This is a genomic window from Klebsiella sp. AqSCr (assembly GCF_008452795.1).
In the GTDB taxonomy this organism is placed as follows: domain Bacteria; phylum Pseudomonadota; class Gammaproteobacteria; order Enterobacterales; family Enterobacteriaceae; genus Klebsiella; species Klebsiella pneumoniae.
Genome location: NZ_MJDM01000005.1, coordinates 3,733,903 through 3,750,327, shown reverse-complemented (window position 1 = coordinate 3,750,327; position 16,425 = coordinate 3,733,903). Strand labels below are relative to the sequence as shown.

16 protein-coding genes are annotated in these 16,425 nt (G+C 54.0%); 5 read left to right on the top strand and 11 right to left on the bottom strand.

Annotation, left to right across the window (positions count from 1 at the left end; translation table 11 throughout):
- Positions 1–288 precede the first annotated feature (288 nt).
- The gene (locus BHE81_RS22325; RefSeq protein WP_023302054.1) at positions 289–840 is read right to left on the bottom strand and encodes an NAD(P)H nitroreductase; all 552 of its coding nucleotides are present in this window, start codon (positions 838–840) and stop codon (positions 289–291) included.
- Positions 841–1,005: 165 nt separating this feature from the next.
- Here BHE81_RS22325 and sppA point away from each other — a divergent pair, with 165 nt between their 5' ends.
- The 3 genes from sppA to pncA all read left to right on the top strand — a co-directional run bounded on the left by sppA (position 1,006) and on the right by pncA (position 4,668).
- Positions 1,006–2,859 carry a signal peptide peptidase SppA gene (gene sppA / locus BHE81_RS22320; RefSeq protein ID WP_004140411.1) on the top strand — a complete coding sequence of 618 codons (1,854 nt, stop codon included), beginning with the start codon at positions 1,006–1,008 and terminating at the stop codon, positions 2,857–2,859.
- A gap of 138 nt (positions 2,860–2,997) precedes the next feature.
- Positions 2,998–4,017, top strand: a complete 1,020-nt coding sequence (ansA, locus tag BHE81_RS22315) for an asparaginase (RefSeq protein ID WP_002901285.1) — start codon at positions 2,998–3,000, stop codon at positions 4,015–4,017.
- Between the two features lie 9 nt (positions 4,018–4,026).
- Positions 4,027–4,668 carry a bifunctional nicotinamidase/pyrazinamidase gene (pncA, locus tag BHE81_RS22310; protein ID WP_023302055.1) on the top strand — a complete coding sequence of 214 codons (642 nt, stop codon included), beginning with the start codon at positions 4,027–4,029 and terminating at the stop codon, positions 4,666–4,668.
- Between the two features lie 37 nt (positions 4,669–4,705).
- On the opposite strand, the gene BHE81_RS22305 is transcribed toward pncA, so the two are convergent.
- The 8 genes from BHE81_RS22305 to BHE81_RS22270 all read right to left on the bottom strand — a co-directional run bounded on the left by BHE81_RS22305 (position 4,706) and on the right by BHE81_RS22270 (position 13,452).
- A complete protein-coding gene (locus BHE81_RS22305) occupies positions 4,706–6,064 on the bottom strand; it encodes an MFS transporter (protein WP_002901278.1) in 1,359 nt (452 codons plus the stop codon).
- A 141-nt stretch (positions 6,065–6,205) separates the two neighbouring features.
- Entirely contained in the window at positions 6,206–6,964 is a 759-nt protein-coding gene (locus BHE81_RS22300) for a DeoR/GlpR family DNA-binding transcription regulator (protein ID WP_023302056.1), read from the bottom strand.
- Positions 6,965–7,101: 137 nt separating this feature from the next.
- A complete protein-coding gene (locus BHE81_RS22295; protein WP_002901272.1) occupies positions 7,102–8,085 on the bottom strand; it encodes an aldo/keto reductase in 984 nt (327 codons plus the stop codon).
- Between the two features lie 9 nt (positions 8,086–8,094).
- The gene (locus BHE81_RS22290) at positions 8,095–9,042 is read right to left on the bottom strand and encodes a sugar kinase (protein WP_002901268.1); all 948 of its coding nucleotides are present in this window, start codon (positions 9,040–9,042) and stop codon (positions 8,095–8,097) included.
- Positions 9,043–9,046: 4 nt separating this feature from the next.
- Entirely contained in the window at positions 9,047–9,883 is an 837-nt protein-coding gene (locus tag BHE81_RS22285) for a ketose-bisphosphate aldolase (protein WP_023342880.1), read from the bottom strand.
- Between the two features lie 24 nt (positions 9,884–9,907).
- Entirely contained in the window at positions 9,908–10,951 is a 1,044-nt protein-coding gene (locus tag BHE81_RS22280; RefSeq protein ID WP_002901263.1) for an NAD(P)-dependent alcohol dehydrogenase, read from the bottom strand.
- A gap of 17 nt (positions 10,952–10,968) precedes the next feature.
- Positions 10,969–12,348 (bottom strand): MFS transporter, encoded by a 1,380-nt coding sequence (locus BHE81_RS22275; RefSeq protein WP_002901260.1) that lies wholly within the window; start codon positions 12,346–12,348, stop codon positions 10,969–10,971.
- Between the two features lie 27 nt (positions 12,349–12,375).
- Positions 12,376–13,452 (bottom strand): zinc-binding dehydrogenase, encoded by a 1,077-nt coding sequence (locus BHE81_RS22270; RefSeq protein ID WP_002901258.1) that lies wholly within the window; start codon positions 13,450–13,452, stop codon positions 12,376–12,378.
- A 325-nt stretch (positions 13,453–13,777) separates the two neighbouring features.
- On the opposite strand from BHE81_RS22270, the gene BHE81_RS22265 reads away from it, so the two are divergent.
- Positions 13,778–15,031, top strand: a complete 1,254-nt coding sequence (locus BHE81_RS22265; RefSeq protein ID WP_023302057.1) for a glycoside hydrolase family 18 protein — start codon at positions 13,778–13,780, stop codon at positions 15,029–15,031.
- A gap of 160 nt (positions 15,032–15,191) precedes the next feature.
- Positions 15,192–15,536 carry an HNH nuclease YajD gene (yajD, locus tag BHE81_RS22260; RefSeq protein WP_149888829.1) on the top strand — a complete coding sequence of 115 codons (345 nt, stop codon included), beginning with the start codon at positions 15,192–15,194 and terminating at the stop codon, positions 15,534–15,536.
- Between the two features lie 94 nt (positions 15,537–15,630).
- Here yajD and BHE81_RS22255 read toward each other — a convergent pair whose 3' ends face one another.
- Both BHE81_RS22255 and msrB read right to left on the bottom strand, forming a co-directional pair.
- Positions 15,631–15,909 (bottom strand): YeaC family protein, encoded by a 279-nt coding sequence (locus tag BHE81_RS22255; protein ID WP_002901249.1) that lies wholly within the window; start codon positions 15,907–15,909, stop codon positions 15,631–15,633.
- 43 nt (positions 15,910–15,952) lie between these two features.
- A complete protein-coding gene (msrB, locus tag BHE81_RS22250; protein ID WP_110246671.1) occupies positions 15,953–16,366 on the bottom strand; it encodes a peptide-methionine (R)-S-oxide reductase MsrB in 414 nt (137 codons plus the stop codon).
- Between the last annotated feature and the right edge of the window lie 59 nt (positions 16,367–16,425).

Genomic DNA, 16,425 nt, shown 5'->3' with positions numbered 1-16,425 from the left:
ACACGGCCCTCAGCCCGCATCCATGCGGGCTGCCCCGGCCTGCCGGGAACGTCTCAGCGATTTTGAGGCCGTCAGCACCGGCAGTTTCAGCAAGAAAAGTGAATAAATTAACGACAGGTCGTACGAACGTAGGCCGGGTAAGGCGACAGCCGCCACCCGGCACAAAATCGGCTCTGTGCCCGCTGTCCTTGCCCGGCGGCGCTGCGCTTGCGCGGGCCTACAGACAGTCAGAGCCGGATGCGTTGGCCGGGTAAGGCGCAGCCGCCACCCGGCATAACACACGCGGACTCAGAATCGCGTCACAAACGGCGCGGTATCCGGCAGGGCAATGGTGGTTGAGGCTTTTAGCTGCGGCGTCCCCAGATAGAGGAAGCCGACAATTTTATCCTGTTCGCGGCACTTGAAGCCGGCCCGCACCACCGGACTCTCGGTCAATGCTCCGCTGCGCCAGATACCGTTGAATCCCTGAGCCAGGGCCGCCATCTGCATCGCCATCACCGCGCAGCCAGCGGACATTTCCTGCTCCCAGCGCGGCACCTTAGGGTGGTCTTCACAGCGCGCGACCACGGTAATAATCAGCGGCGCGCGGAACGGCGCATTGCGGGCTTTCTCAATTCCCTTCTCATCCTGGCCGGCCTCTCTGGCCCCTTTTTCCAGCAACTGGCTGAAGCGCTCGCGGCCGTCATCGGCGATAATAAAGAAGCGCCACGGCTGCAGGGTGCCATGATCCGGGGCGCGCAGCCCGGCGCGCAGAATGTTTTCCAGCTGTTCGCCCGCCGGGGCAGGTTCCGCCAGGCGGGAAGCGCTCCGGCGATTAAGCAGTAGATCGAGAGCATCCATCTGTATAACTCCTGTGATGTCATTTTTCATAAAATTAACATGCACAAGGATTTTGTTACAGCGCGGTCGGTGATTCCTGCTGACAACCGACGGCTCACTCTTTAGGATAGCCAGACGCGGCGGCCCCTGCGGCCTGCCCTTTTTAGATAACGTTAGGGAGAAGACATGCGAACCCTTTGGCGACTGATTGCCAGCTTTTTTAAATGGACGTGGCGGATACTCAACTTTATTCGCAAACTGGCCCTCAATGCGATCTTCCTGGTGCTGGTGCTGGTGTGTATCGGCATCTGGAGCCAGTTCAGCAGCACCACCAGCGAACATGCCGCGCGCGGCGCGCTGTTGCTGGATATTACCGGCGTGGTGGTGGATAAACCATCCGCCAGCAGCAAGCTCGGCGTGATTGGCCGCCAGCTGTTTGGCGCCAGCTCGGACCGTCTGCAGGAGAATTCCCTGTTCGATATCGTGCAGACCATTCGCCAGGCGAAGGATGACCGCAATATCACCGGTATTGTGCTGGATTTGAAAAACTTCGTCGGCGGCGACCAGCCATCCATGCAGTACATCGGCAAAGCGCTGCGCGAATTCCGCGATAGCGGCAAACCGGTGTATGCCGTTGGCAGCAGCTACAGCCAGGGCCAGTACTACCTGGCGAGCTTCGCCAACAAAATCTGGCTCTCGCCGCAGGGCGAGGTAGACCTGCACGGCTTCGCTACCAACGGGCTATATTACAAATCGCTGCTGGATAAGCTGAAGGTCTCCACCCATGTCTTCCGCGTCGGCACCTATAAATCCGCCGTCGAGCCATTCATCCGCGATGATATGTCCCCTGCCGCCCGCGAAGCGGATAGCCGCTGGATTGGCGAACTGTGGCAGAACTACCTCAACACCATTGCCGCCAACCGCCAGATCACCGCCCAGCAGCTCTTCCCGGGCGCCCAGGGCATTATCGATGGCCTGCGTAAGGTGGGCGGCGATACGGCGAAATATGCGCTGGACAATAAGCTGGTGGATGAGCTGGCGACCTCCACGGAAGTGGAAAAGGCGCTGACCAAACAGTTTGGCTGGAGCAAAGCGGATAACAATTACCGGGCGATCAGCTATTACGACTACAACGTGAAGACGCCGTCTGACCAGGGTTCCGCCATCGCGGTAATCTTCGCCAACGGCGCCATCATGGACGGTGAAGAGACCCCGGGCAACGTCGGCGGCGATACCACCGCAGCGCAAATTCGCGATGCGCGCCTCGATCCGAAAATTAAGGCCATCGTTCTGCGCGTAAACAGCCCGGGCGGCAGCGTAACCGCTTCGGAAATCATTCGTGAAGAGCTGGCGGCAGCCAAAGCCGCCGGTAAACCGGTAGTGGTCTCGATGGGCGGCATGGCGGCGTCCGGCGGCTACTGGATCTCCACCCCAGCGGATTACATCGTGGCGAACCCAAGCACCCTCACCGGCTCCATTGGCATCTTTGGGGTGATCAACACCGTGGAAAATACCCTCGGGTCGATTGGCGTCCACACCGACGGCGTCGCCACGTCGCCGCTGGCGGATGTCTCCAGCACCAAAGCGCTGCCGCCGGAAGTGCAGCAGCTGATGCAGTTGAGCATTGAGAATGGCTATCAGCGCTTTATCACCCTGGTGGCTAACGCCCGTAAGAGCACGCCGGAGAAAATCGACCAGATCGCCCAGGGCCACGTCTGGACCGGGGAAGATGCCAAAGCCAACGGCCTGGTCGACAGCCTCGGCGACTTCGACGACGCGGTGGCCAAAGCCGCCGAGCTGGCGAAGCTGAAAACCTGGCACCTCAACTACTATCAGGAAGAGCCGACCTTCTTCTCGATGGTGCTGGATAGCCTGACCGGCTCGGTACGCGCCTCGCTGCCGGCGGCCATTCAGGCCTGGCTGCCTGCGCCGGTCGCCGCGGCGGCCGAGACGGTGAAAGCGGAGAGCGACAAGCTGGCGGCGTTTAACGACCCGCAGAATCGCTATGCCTTCTGCCTGACCTGCGCTAACATCCGTTAATACGCAGCGGCTGCCCCGTCTCCCGGGGCAGCCTTTTTCCCTCTCCTGCCAACACTGCCACAAAGCCCGCGACCGACGCTGTATTTTTTCCTGCGTCTCTTTATACTGCGCCTGTCTACGACCAACCTAAGCGATGCTATGCAAAAAAAATCGATTTACGTTGCCTACACCGGTGGGACCATCGGTATGCAGCGCTCTGAACACGGCTATGTACCCGTTTCCGGCCATCTGCAGCGTCAGCTGGCGCTGATGCCGGAGTTCCATCGTCCGGAGATGCCGGACTTCACGATCCATGAATACCATCCGCTGATGGATTCATCCGATATGACCCCCGAGGACTGGCAGCACATCGCCGACGATATCCGCAGCCATTATGAGGAGTATGATGGCTTTGTGATCCTCCACGGAACTGACACCATGGCGTTTACCGCCTCGGCGCTGTCGTTCATGCTGGAAAACCTTGGCAAGCCGGTCATTGTGACAGGGTCACAAATTCCGCTGGCCGAGCTGCGTTCCGATGGTCAGATTAACCTGCTCAACGCCCTGTACGTCGCCGCCAACTATCCGATTAACGAAGTGGCGCTGTTCTTCAACAATCGACTGTTCCGCGGCAACCGCACCACCAAAGCCCATGCCGACGGCTTCGACGCTTTCGCCTCGCCAAACCTTGCCCCGCTGCTGGAGGCCGGGATCCATATTCGCCGTCTCGGTACTCCGCCGGCGCCGCAGGGCAGCGGAGATCTTATCGTGCACCCCATCACTCCGCAGCCGATTGGCGTGGTGACGATTTACCCCGGCATCTCCGCCGACGTGGTGCGCAATTTTCTGCGCCAACCGGTGAAAGCGCTGATCCTCCGCTCCTATGGCGTCGGCAATGCCCCACAGAATGGCGAGTTTATTCAGGTGCTGGCGGAAGCCAGCCAGCGCGGTATTGTGGTGGTCAATCTGACGCAGTGCATGTCCGGAAAGGTGAACATGGGCGGCTATGCCACCGGCAACGCCCTCGCCCAGGCGGGGGTCATCAGTGGTTTCGATATGACAGTGGAAGCGACGCTGACCAAGCTACACTATCTGCTTAGCCAGCAGCTGGACGTTGACGCCATTCGCGCGGCGATGCAGCAAAATCTGCGTGGCGAACTCACCCCCGACGAGGCTTAAGGAGGACGTATGGCACATCGAGCGCTGTTACTGGTTGATTTGCAGAACGACTTTTGCGCCGGCGGCGCGCTGGCGGTTCCTGAAGGCGACAGTACCGTCGACGTAGCCAATGCGCTTATCGACTGGAGCCTGGCGCGCGGCGAGCCCATCGTCGCCAGCCAGGACTGGCATCCGGCGGATCACGGCAGTTTCGCCAGCCAGCACCAGGTGGAACCCTACACCGAGGGCGAGCTGGACGGCCTGGCGCAAACTTTCTGGCCGGATCACTGCGTGCAGCACAGCGAAGGCGCGGCGCTGCATCCGCTGCTCAAGCAGCAGGCGATCGCCGCTGTGTTCCACAAAGGGCAAAACCGGATCATCGACAGCTATAGCGCTTTCTTTGACAACGGTCACCGGCAGAAAACCGAACTGGACGGCTGGCTGCGTGGTCAGGGGATCGTGGAGCTGACCGTTCTCGGCCTCGCCACCGATTACTGCGTTAAGTTCACCGTGCTGGATGCCCTGGCGCTGGGCTACGCGGTCAACGTCATCACCGACGGCTGTCGCGGCGTAAATCTGCAGCCGCAGGACAGCAGCCAGGCGTTTATGGAAATGGCCGCCGCGGGCGCCACGCTCTATACCCTCGACGACTGGCGGGAAACCCACGCGTAACCTGTGCCGACAGGCATTCTTCCTGTCGGCGCTTTTCTCAGGCCAGCGTTGAAATCTCCTCCAACGAGATCTTGCGCGTTTCGATGCCAAAGCAGAACAGGATTAGCGCGCAGAGCACCAGCATTACCCCGAGCACCATAAAAACCGTAATCGCCCCGGAGCGGGTCAACAGGACCGCGACACCGTAGGGGGTAAAGACGGCAACAATCCGCCCTACCGCGTTGACAAAGCCTGAACCGCGCAACCGGAGATGCGTTGGCCACAACTCAGGCACGTACACCGCCGAGGCAAAGCAGACGTACATGTACAGGAAAAAAATCATCACCAGGCCATAGCTTAAGATGGCCCACTCTGCGGTTTGAATCGAATAGAAGTAGCCGAGAAGCGCAATAATAATCAGCAACGATGAGCCAAACAATCGCCGCGGAAAACGGTCGATAATCAGCGCGGCTATAAATATACCCACCGGCGCGCCAATCATAATAATCGCGGTCATCAAGATTGACTTTGTCACGTCGATCCCCGAATTAACAAAAATTGTCGGGATCCACACCGTAATAGTATAGAGCGAAATGTTCATCGCGATGAGCACCGTAATTGCCACCAGCGTTCGCCGCAGCATGTGGCCTTTAAACAACAACCAGAAAGAGCCGCTTTCCACACCCACCTCCGCCCTATGTTCCGCGCTTTGCCAGGCCGGTAAGATAATGTTTTTCTCTTTCTCGATTTGCGACTCTACCTGCTGGAGGTGCTTTTCAGCCGCGCTTCGCTGCCCTTTACCCGCCAGCCAGCGCGGAGACTCAATAAAATATCTTCCCGACAGATACCAGGCAAGCAGCATAGCCGCGCCGCCGAGCAGAAACATTATCCGCCAGCTTAAAAAAGCAATCACCACTATGCCAATAGCCGCCGATAGCATGGGCGACCAGTTACCGACAAAAGAGAGCCGGGCGGACCATTTTCCGCGCACTGCGGGTGGAATAAACTCGGTAAATGAAGCATAACCTATCATTATTAACGCCCCCATTCCGCAGCCCATCAGACAGCGGCAAAAGATAAGCCAGTACATGTTAGGCACAAAGGTTGCCACACAAGCCGAAATCCCGACGATCAGCAAATTCAGGCGAAATGCCTTACGTCGCCCGAGATAATCACCTATAAAACCGCCGGTTAGCGAACCTATAAAATAGCCAAACATCAGCGCTGAGGTAAATGCCGCATTGAGGTAATTATTTGACCAGCCGTTGCTGACTAACTTTGCCAGCACCACGTTGCCAGAATAGCTGAGAAAACCGGTGATTAATAAACTAAAACTGATGATACCAAAAATACGAAAATGAAATCGCGATAAAGGTAAGCGGTCTAATCTTGCGCCGATAGGGTCACATTGTTCCATCAGGATGCCTCAATTTCAGCTAAAATATAAAATATGGCGACAGCGGCAGAGTCACTTTTGCCGCGCCATCCATCATCATTAAATTTTTATGGCATTACCCAGGCGCAAACTAAAATAATATTAATCGGAATAGCAATAAAGCTAATAAACGAGTTGAATATTATTCTCTTTACAAAATGCTATCCATTCCGCACCTGGTGCCTTATTGGTTATAAGGTAATTAATATGGCTAAAATCTACCAACTGGACAAAAGCTTTACGATCGAACTTAGAGTGATCGACCAACAGCGCCACTTCCGTCGCCTGGCGAATCATCGTTTTCTTGATTTCCGCTTCTGCTTCGTTGGAGTCAAGCGCTCCGTTCTTCATATCCAGCCCTTTACAGCTCATTACCATAATATCAACGTGATAACGACTGATAATTTCCTTAGTGATTCTTCCCTGCAGCGACAGCGTATTTTTATTCAGTTCACCGCCGGTAGAAACAACGTTAATTTCCGACTGCGCCAGCTCGTGAAAAGCTTCCGCCGAGTTGGTTAACAGCGTGAGATCGTTTCTTTTCTTCAGCAGTTTTAATAACTCCATCGCCGTACTGCTGGAATCAGCAGCCATAGTGGTTTTATTCTTAATAAATGGTAATGCATTACGGGCAATGGTCTGTTTCTCTTCAAAGAAAGACTTTGCGCGTTTATAAAAATGAATGTTATCGGATAATGCGGTGGTGTTTAATACCGCACCGCCATACGTACGGGTCAGAAAACCCTCATCTTCGAGCTTTTCAAGATCGCGGCGAATAGTTTCCTCCGTGACCTGAAAAATTGAGCTTAAATGAGAAACCACCACTTTCTTATCATTAGCCACCATTTGCTTGATGGCCTGAATCCTGTCTTTTGCCGCCACGATAACACCTCTGTTTCCTGCAACGTAATAATAAGACCGTAGTATCTCACAGGCTATGTTTATTTTCAAAAGAACCTGTCTGAATCACAGATTTTAATACTCTATTACACAGAAACAGAGGCCAGGCCGTTCTCCCGTTACTTCGTATCCAGCGCTACTGCCATTTCACGCATTAATAGTGAATCCTCATCAGTCAAGGCGATAGTTAATGCATCAGTATTCTCGCGAACTTGCTCTGGTGACGTTGCGCCACTCAGCAAGGTGATTAAGTCGCTCTGTTTTAAAATCCACGCCAGCGCCAGCGCGGGGATCGTGCAGTGGTATTTTGCACACAGCGGCCGCCACTCCTCGAGCATATCCATTACCCGCAGCATATTTTCCCGCTGGAACCAGACTTTGTTAGCCCGCGCGCCGCCGGGAACATAATCCCGGCCGATAGTCCCGGTCAACAGCCCCTGCTCAAGCGGTGAATAGACCTGCACAATGATGCCATTCTGCCGGCATAACGGCAGCAGTTCACCTTCCAGCGCCCGGTCAAGGATGCTGTACTTGGCCTGGATGATATCCAGCTCACCGTGTTTGAGATACTCCCTGATATGCCCGGCATCGACGTTCGCCGCACCGATAGAACGAATTTTCCCCTCTTTTTTCAGTGCGTTCAGCGTATCTACAGTTTCCGCAATCGGCGTAAAACAGGGCTCTACGGACTGCCAGTGGGTCATATAGATATCAATGGTGTCGATACCCAGCCTTTGCAGGCTGGCTTCCACCTCTTCGCGAATCGACTCAGGCGTGAGATTTTTGTACAGCTGACGATCGCCAACTTTGTTAAACAGGCTGCCCGTCCGCTCCCAGACGATGCCACATTTGGTTTCGACAACGATATCGTTACGCGGCAGCTTTTTCAGCGCCTGCCCGACAATCACTTCACTGTTGCCAAAATTGTATCCCGGCGCGGTATCAATCAGATTAATGCCGCAGCGATGCGCCTCGACAATGGTATCGATGCAAACCTGCAAATCGAGATCGCCGTTCCATGCCGGACCGCCGCCAATAGCCCATGTCCCTAATCCCATGCGGGAAAGTTTAATATCCGTACTGCCTAAAGGAATCATTTTCATCTGCCGCTATTACCCTTCGTATTCGTCGAGAAGTTGTTCAACCAGCTTTCTGTTTTTCACGCCCGTTGTGGCACCCACGCTCAGTACCGATATTGCGGCCGTTGCGTTAGCAAACAACGCGCACTCGCGCAGCGGCTTGCCTTCAAGCAGCGCGGAGATAAATCCCGAGGCAAAATTATCCCCCGCGCCGATGGTGTCGATGGCGGTAATTCCCGACACCGCAGGGACCTCCATTTTCATATCGGCACGCTTGATAAAGCAGCCTCTCTTGCCGGTCTTGATCACTACCGTTTTCACGCCGCAGTCGAGGAAGCTGTCGGCAATTTCATCCAGCGTCTCTTTCCCGGTGAGAAGTCTCGCCTCTTCAAAGTTGGGAAACAGATAATCCACGTAGCTCAGCGCATGGCGAATATCTTCCAGCGTTTCGTTAAGGCGGGGCTTAATCATATCGGCGCAAATAATTAACCGATACGCTTTCGCCTGCGTAAAAATCTCCGTTAACGCTTTACCATCGAGCAGCGGGCTATTAAAAATACTCGCCAGCGACAGCACCTTTGCCTGCGAGAAGCGGTCTAAATCAACATCGTTAATATTTAGTTTCCACAGGCTGCCGTTGCGATTGGTGACAAAAGTACGTTCACCATCGGCGGTGACTAAACCCACATTAATGGAAGTATCAATATCGGCATCCTGCTTCAGGCTCTGAATATCAATATTCTCCCGCCGACAGTGATCGACAATAAAATGTCCTGGCGCGTCATCGCCCACGCGGCTAATTAACGCCGTGCGATGACCGAGACGAGAAATAATTGTCGCTTCATTAATCGCATCCCCTCCCGTGGTCATGGCAATGCGTTCTAATGGGTAAGAGTCAACATCAAAGATATTTTTACTCACCGGTTGAAGGGGAATATCAACAATAGCTGCCCCGATACAAATAACCTCGATATTCTCCATATTGTCATTCCGCTTCACCGTCAGAGCCAAACAGTTTGATTTTCTCCATAGCGCGCACTTTAACCGCTTTGCGGACCTCGCGCTCAACGTGCAGGAAAGGCTGATTCTGATTCTCCTGCACCGCCGCCATTGCCGCCTGACACAGTTCGGTATGGATATTGATTTTCGAAATGCCTAATGAAATAGCTTTTTTGATATCCGCATCGCTAATACCGGACGCGCCGTGCAGCACCAGCGGAACGGATACCGCCTCGCGTACGCGTTTAACCACCTCAAAATTCAGTTTGGGTTCTGAGGTATAAACCCCATGCTGGTTACCAATTGCCACCGCCAAAGAGTCGCAGCCGGTACGTTCGACGAACTCCGCCGCCTGGCTCGGGTCAGTATAGTGGTAGCCCGCCAACGCTTCTTCATAAACCGTTTCATTCCCCACGTGGCCTAACTCCGCTTCAACCGGAATGCCCAGAGGGTGGAAGAAGTCCACCGCCTCTTTAGTCAGGCGAATATTTTCTTCGAAATCAAAGGCGGAGGCATCGCGCATCAGCGAATTCATACCATGGACCCAGGCGTTGTGGATAATCTCCATGCTACGCCCGTGATCCCAATGGGTAATAACCGGCACCGAGGCTTTTTTAGCCATCGATACCATCATATGCGAAAAATCTTCAAACGAGGTATTACCCACAAAACCGGTACCGAAAGAGATAATTACCGGCGATTTAGACTCTTCTGCCGCATCAATGACCCCCATTAACATTTCCGCATTCCAAACATTAAAGTGGGCAATCGCGTAATGTTTATTCTGGGCATCGCTTTCCCAATATTTAATATCGGCCAGCATGGTTGCTTCTCCCTTTTCAATAAATTAATGGTTAACTTTAATAACGCCTTTGATAATTTCGCGTTTGTTGTTAACGGACTCGTCAAACGCGCGCTGAACATCTTCATAATCATAAATATGCGTCACCATCGACTTGACATCGAAACGCCCGGAGGAAATGGCTTCAATGGTGACCGGATAGCGGTTGGCATAGCGGAAAACGGTCTGAATTGAGACTTCACGGTTAATTTTGAGAAAATTAATCGCCGAATCTCCGGGAACCGTACCAACGATCATGATTTTCCCGCCGCGCATCACCAGATACGGAGCCTGCTTCACGGTGATCGCCGAGCCGGCCGTTTCAAAAACAATGTCTGCCCCGATATCGCCGGAGAATTGCTGACAGCGGGCGACGGTGTCCTCTTTCGCACCGTTGATGACGGTCGTCGCCCCAAGCTTCCCGGCCATGGCCAGACGCTTTTCCAGAACATCGACAACGGCGATGTCGGTTGCCCCTAAACACTTACAGGCTTGCAGGGTCATTAAGCCAATACAGCCGGCCCCCAGGATGACGATTTTCTTGCCAGGCTTCACGTCAGCCAGCATTGCGGCATGCATCCCTACCGCCGCAGGCTCTACCAGCGCGCCTTCCATGGTGCCCATGTTATCGGGTAGCTTGTAAGTGAAGCTTTCCGGATGGCATAGATAGTGGGTTAGCGCGCCGCGATAGTTAGGCTGCGTGGCCATAAAGTCGACATCAGGGCAGATGTTGTATTTCCCCTCCAGACAGTAGCGGCAGTGGCCGCACGGCACGCCGGGTTCAATGTTCACCCGGTCGCCCGGTTTAAATTTACTGACGCGACTTCCCACCGCCACCACCGTACCGGCACATTCATGCCCGAGACCAATTTCCTGGTTTGGGTCTTTCGGCGGAATAAAAGGGCCCGATTCAAACCCGTGAACATCTGAACCGCAAATACCAACGTATTCAACTTTGATCAGCACTTCATGCTCTTTGGGTACCGGGATATCGGCGGCAATAATTTTCATCGTACCCGGGGTTTTTAATATCGCTTTTGAATTTTTCATTTTATTTCCCGTCAATATTATTTGCTGGTAACTGCATCAATACCGAGACTTTCGACAGAGACGCCTTTGGTTTCAATTCCGATGGTCGCAATGGCAATGGCGACAATAATGGAGACGGTTCCCAGCAGAACAAATACCCCCGTCACGCCATAACCGTTAAGCAATACCGCGACCGCATAAGGAGCGGCGATACCGCTGATACGCCCAACCGCATTCGCCAGACCGGAACCGCGAAGCTTCGCTTCTGTCGGCCATATTTCCGGAACATAGACTGCCGAGGCGTAGCAAACGTACATATACACAAACGTAATCAGAAAGAAGCCAATTAACGTAATTAATAGCATGCTGGTTTGCAGAGAATAGATATATCCCAGCCCGGCAATTAATACCAACAGCCCCACCCCCATAGTTTTTCTGGGTATTTTATCCATGACCAGCATGGCGATAAAAATCCCAAACGGCGCGCCAAACATACTCATCGTGTTTAAGACAATCGAGTCTTTAAGATTAATGCCCTGGGTCATAAATATCGTCGGCAGCCAGTTAATTAAGGTATACTGGACAACGTTCATGGCGATCAGGACAAAGGAACCTAAAATAACGCGTTTCAGCAACACACCTGTTAATAAGGCCGAATAAGGAACTGCGCGCGGGGCTTTGCCGTCATCTTCAATTACCACAGGCGGTAGCGGCTTGCCGGTCTGCAGAACAACCCCTTCTTCAATGGCACGCATTACCTTTTCAGCTTCGGCGTAGCGCCCGCGGGACTCAAGCCAACGAGGCGACTCCGGGAAACGACGCCAGGCAATAATAGTCGCCATTAGCGACAGTACGGCCGGGATCAATAACTGTACTCGCCAGTTCCATTCTGCGCTAATTAACGGCGTCAATCCCATGGCGATGAGCGAACAGAGCGGATAAGACCAGTTGCCGATAAACGAGACCCGGCTTGACCAGGTGCCGCGATTTCTGCCAGGCATATATTCGGTGAACCCGGCAAACAGGGTCACCAGGAGCGCCCCTAATCCAACCCCCATGACAAAACGGCAGGCGATCAGGAAGGTCATATTCGGTGAAAACGCCCCAACGACCATGGCAATAATATGAATCGCTTCATACAGAATAAATGCGTTTTTACGCCCGATTTTATCGCCAATGATCCCACCACCGAGCGCGCCGAGAAACATTCCCGCAGTCGTAATGGCGGAAAACGTAGCGGTGGTGGAATTATCGGTCCAGCCAAGTTCTTTTAACTGCGCGAGAATTAATCCGCCTACGGCATTACTCCAGCAGACCAGTAATCCGAAGGCGACTATGGCAAACATTGACGAATGCCAGCGACAATCTGGCAGTCGATCCAGCCTCGCGCCACAATGCGGTTTTGCTATATGTTCCATCCGGGAACCTTCCTTTAATAAATGGGCTTATTCATCAAAGTCGTAGGTCATGATGACCTTAATCGCGGTTTTATCGACCATAGCGTCAAACCCTTCGCGCCATTGCGACAGGCCGATACGGTGAGTGATCATCGGTTTGACTTTGATCGCACCGCTGGCCAGCAAGCGGATAGCATTACGCCAGGAGGTGGAGTCGTAGGCCATATGACCAATGATGCTTTTGTTCCACGCGGTAATGTCGTTGATGGAGAAATCGAGAGGTTTGAAACCCATGCCCACGCGAACCACTTCCCCGTTGGGGCGCAGCATTTCGATAGATTGTTTGAGGGCAATATTAGCGCCGGAGCATTCGATAACCAGGCCCAGGTTGTCTTTACCGCAGATTTCCTGGCAACGCGTGACCACATCTTCGGTCGAACCGTTGACGACCGCTGTCGCCCCCAGCTCTTTGGCAATAGGGAAGCGTACCGCGACATCCTCTTCCAGTCCGACCATGACGATGTTCACTGCCCCCATGATGCGCGCCATTTGCACGGAAAAGAGCCCTAATGGACCGGTACCAAAAACCACGACGTCCTGGCCAGGTAGAAATTTGGATTGTTGAGCAATAGATTTGTAAGCGTTACAGATAGGATCCAGCACCGCGGCTTCTTCATAATCAACGCCCTGCGGGATCTCCCACAGTGCATGGCGGTGAATTTTGAGAATCTCACCTGGCACCAGGCAATATTTCGAAAATCCGCCCCCCCAGGTGTTGTTATCAAGTCCTAAATTAACTTTTTCTGTACAACACAGAAAATCACCTTGTTCGCAGGCCGGACATACACCGCACACGTGCCCACTGTTGTCAGAAACCACCCGCTGACCGACTTTCCAGTCCTTGACTTTGTCGCCGATGCGGACAATTTGTCCGGCAAATTCATGGCCGCGGATGGAGTTAAATTGATCCGATCCGCTATCAACATTGTAATGCTTCATGTCAGCGCCGCAGATAGCCGCCGCTTTGATTTCAATCACGATGTCATCCGGGCCGCAAATCGGCTCCGGTACATCAATCATCTTATAGCCGCCAAAGGCCTTACCAAATCTTGCCAGTGCTTTCATTGCGTCTTCCTTTGTTGATTTGTGGTTTTGCTTCAATGGTCGTCATACTTAACCACACAATCTTCAAGGTCAACATTAAATCTTTAAAACGCAGATATAGATCTGCATTTCACAACTCAGATCACAAATACAGCAAATTTCATTATGAGAAAATGAAGGAATGACAATGACTGACCACTAAAGGATGCCTTCTGCCGCCTCGCTATTGTCCATAAATTGAACTCTCTCGCAGTTTCAACAGGTTATTGCTGCTAGTCTGGCAAGGCTGTTTTTTCGCCACGCCATTTCCGTGGCGTGGTTATTTTTATGTCAAAGAGGAACCACTATGAAACGTTTGCCCTTGCTGGCAGCTTTGTCCTTGCTTTGCGCTTCCGCGCTCTCTGCCCAACCGCTGATGTCCGTCGGCTATTTTAACGGCGGCGGCGACGTCACCGCCGGGCCGGGCGGTGATATCGATAAGCTGGACGTCCGGCAGATCACCCATCTCAACTACTCATTTGGCCTTATCTATAACGATGAAAAAGACGAGACCAATGCGGCCCTGAAGGATCCTGCTCATCTGCACGAGATCTGGCTGTCGCCGAAGGTGCAGGCGGATCTGCAAAAGCTCCCCGCCCTGCGTAAACAGAATCCGGACCTCAAAGTCCTGCTGTCGGTCGGCGGCTGGGGCGCGCGTGGTTTCTCCGGCGCGGCGGCGACCGCAGAAAGTCGCGCCGTCTTTATTCGTTCCGCGCAGAAAATCATCCAGCAATATGGTCTGGACGGCATTGACCTCGACTGGGAGTTTCCGGTCAACGGCGCCTGGGGACTGGTGGCCAGCCAGCCGGCTGACCGCGACAACTTCACTGCCCTGCTGAAATCGCTGCGTGAGGCAGTCGGTGAGCAAAAGCTGGTGACTATCGCCGTGGGCGCCAATGCCGAGAGCCCGAAAAGCTGGGTGGACGTCAAAGCGGTGGCCCCGGTGCTGAACTACATCAACCTGATGACCTACGACATGGCCTACGGCACGCAGTACTTCAACTCGAATCTGTATGACTCCAGCCACTGGCCGACGGTCGCCGCAGCGGATAAATACAGCGCCGATTTTGTGGTCAACAATTACCTGGCCGCCGGGCTTAAACCCAGCCAGATGAACCTCGGGATTGGTTTTTATGGCCGGGTACCGAAACGGGCGGTCGAGCCGGGGATTGACTGGACGAAACCGGATGCGCAAAACAATCCGGTCACCCAGCCCTATTTTGGGCCACAACAGATCGCGCTGTTTGCCTCGCTGGGCTATGACCTGAGCAAAGACACCTACGTGAAATACAATGATATCGTGGGCAAACTGCTCAACGATCCGCAAAAGCGTTTTACCGAGCACTGGGACGATGAGGCGAAGGTTCCGTGGCTGTCGGTGCAGTCCGCGGAGGGCAAGCCGCTGTTCGCCCTCTCCTATGAGAACCCGCGCTCGGTAGCCATTAAGGCGGACTATCTCAAGGCGAAGGGCCTCGCCGGGGCCATGTTCTGGGAATATGGCGCCGATGACCAGAATCAGCTGGCCCGTCAGCTGGCGGAATCGCTGGGGATCAAACACTAATCATGGCTGTTCCGCCGCATCGTCGGCACCGGGAGGCGTGACGCAGGCAGCATCGCCTGCAATGCAGGTATATCACGCCGCCCGGGATAGGTTATGATGCCTGTTATCCGCTGCGCCAGGGGTTGGCGCAGCTTAACCGTTTGACAGGAGGCAGGGGGCCATGGCCTATATCCCCAAAAATTACGCACGTCTGGAAGTGGGTTACCGCGAAAAGGCGCTCAAGCTTTTTCCCTGGGTGTGCGGACGCTGCTCACAGGAGTTTGTCTACTCCAATCTGCGCGAGCTGACGGTGCACCACATCGATCACGACCACTCCAATAACCCGGAAGATGGCAGCAACTGGGAGATGTTGTGCCTGTACTGTCACGATCACGAACATTCCAAGTACACCGAAGCCGATCAGTATGGCTCCACGGTGGTGGCAGGGGAAGATGCGCAAAAGAGCGTCGGCGAGGCCACCTACAACCCGTTTGCCGATCTGAAAGCGATGATGAACAAAAAGTAAGCGAAGCGGCTGACCGCCGGACGCGGTCATTCGACATGACGCCATCCGGCGCGCGGTTACCCGACGCCGGAACGTCTCACCGCCGGCCGGCGGTTTATTGCAGTTTAACGGTGGCGATCGGCTTCGGCACGATGCCAAAATCCTCTTTCAGCTGCTGTTTGCTCTTCATTACCATCTGCCCGCTGGTGTCGATGGTCATGTGCTGGGCGTCGGTGTTATACCGTGCCTGCCAGAGCATCACCAGCTGCAGGCTATTTTCCTTCTGCTCCGGCGTCAGCGCGACGCCATCCGGCCATTTTCCCAGCTCTACCGCCGTCGCCAGACGCTGATACACTTCCGGCGTCATACTGTCGATAATTTGCTCAATATCCATCTTCCGCTCACCTCCGCCTGGAATAATTTGCTGAATCGTTTCTTCAACCCTTGATTTGCTCGCCATTTTGCTCATCGGTGAAGCTCAGCGATGCCGAGTTGACACAATAGCCCTCGCCGGTCGGCTGCGGACCATCCGGAAACACGTGGCCGAGATGGGCATCACAGTTTCCGCAACGGATCTCAATGCGCTGCATGCCGTGCGAATTGTCGGTCAGATAGCGAATGGCCTCCGCGCTTACCGGCTCGTAGAAGCTCGGCCAGCCGCAGCCGGAGTCGTATTTAGTCTGGGAGTTAAACAGCGGCGCATCGCACACCAGGCAGTGGTACACGCCATTTTTCTTGTTGTGCAACAGCCGTCCGGTGAAAGGCGGTTCGGTGCCATGATGCTGCGTCACGTAAAACTGCATTTCGCTCAAGCCATTTTTCAGCTCTTCCGGGGTGGGTTTATTCGCCATGGGCTTACATCTCGCTTTGCAATGGACTACTTTCGCTCCAATTCTAACAAAACATTAAC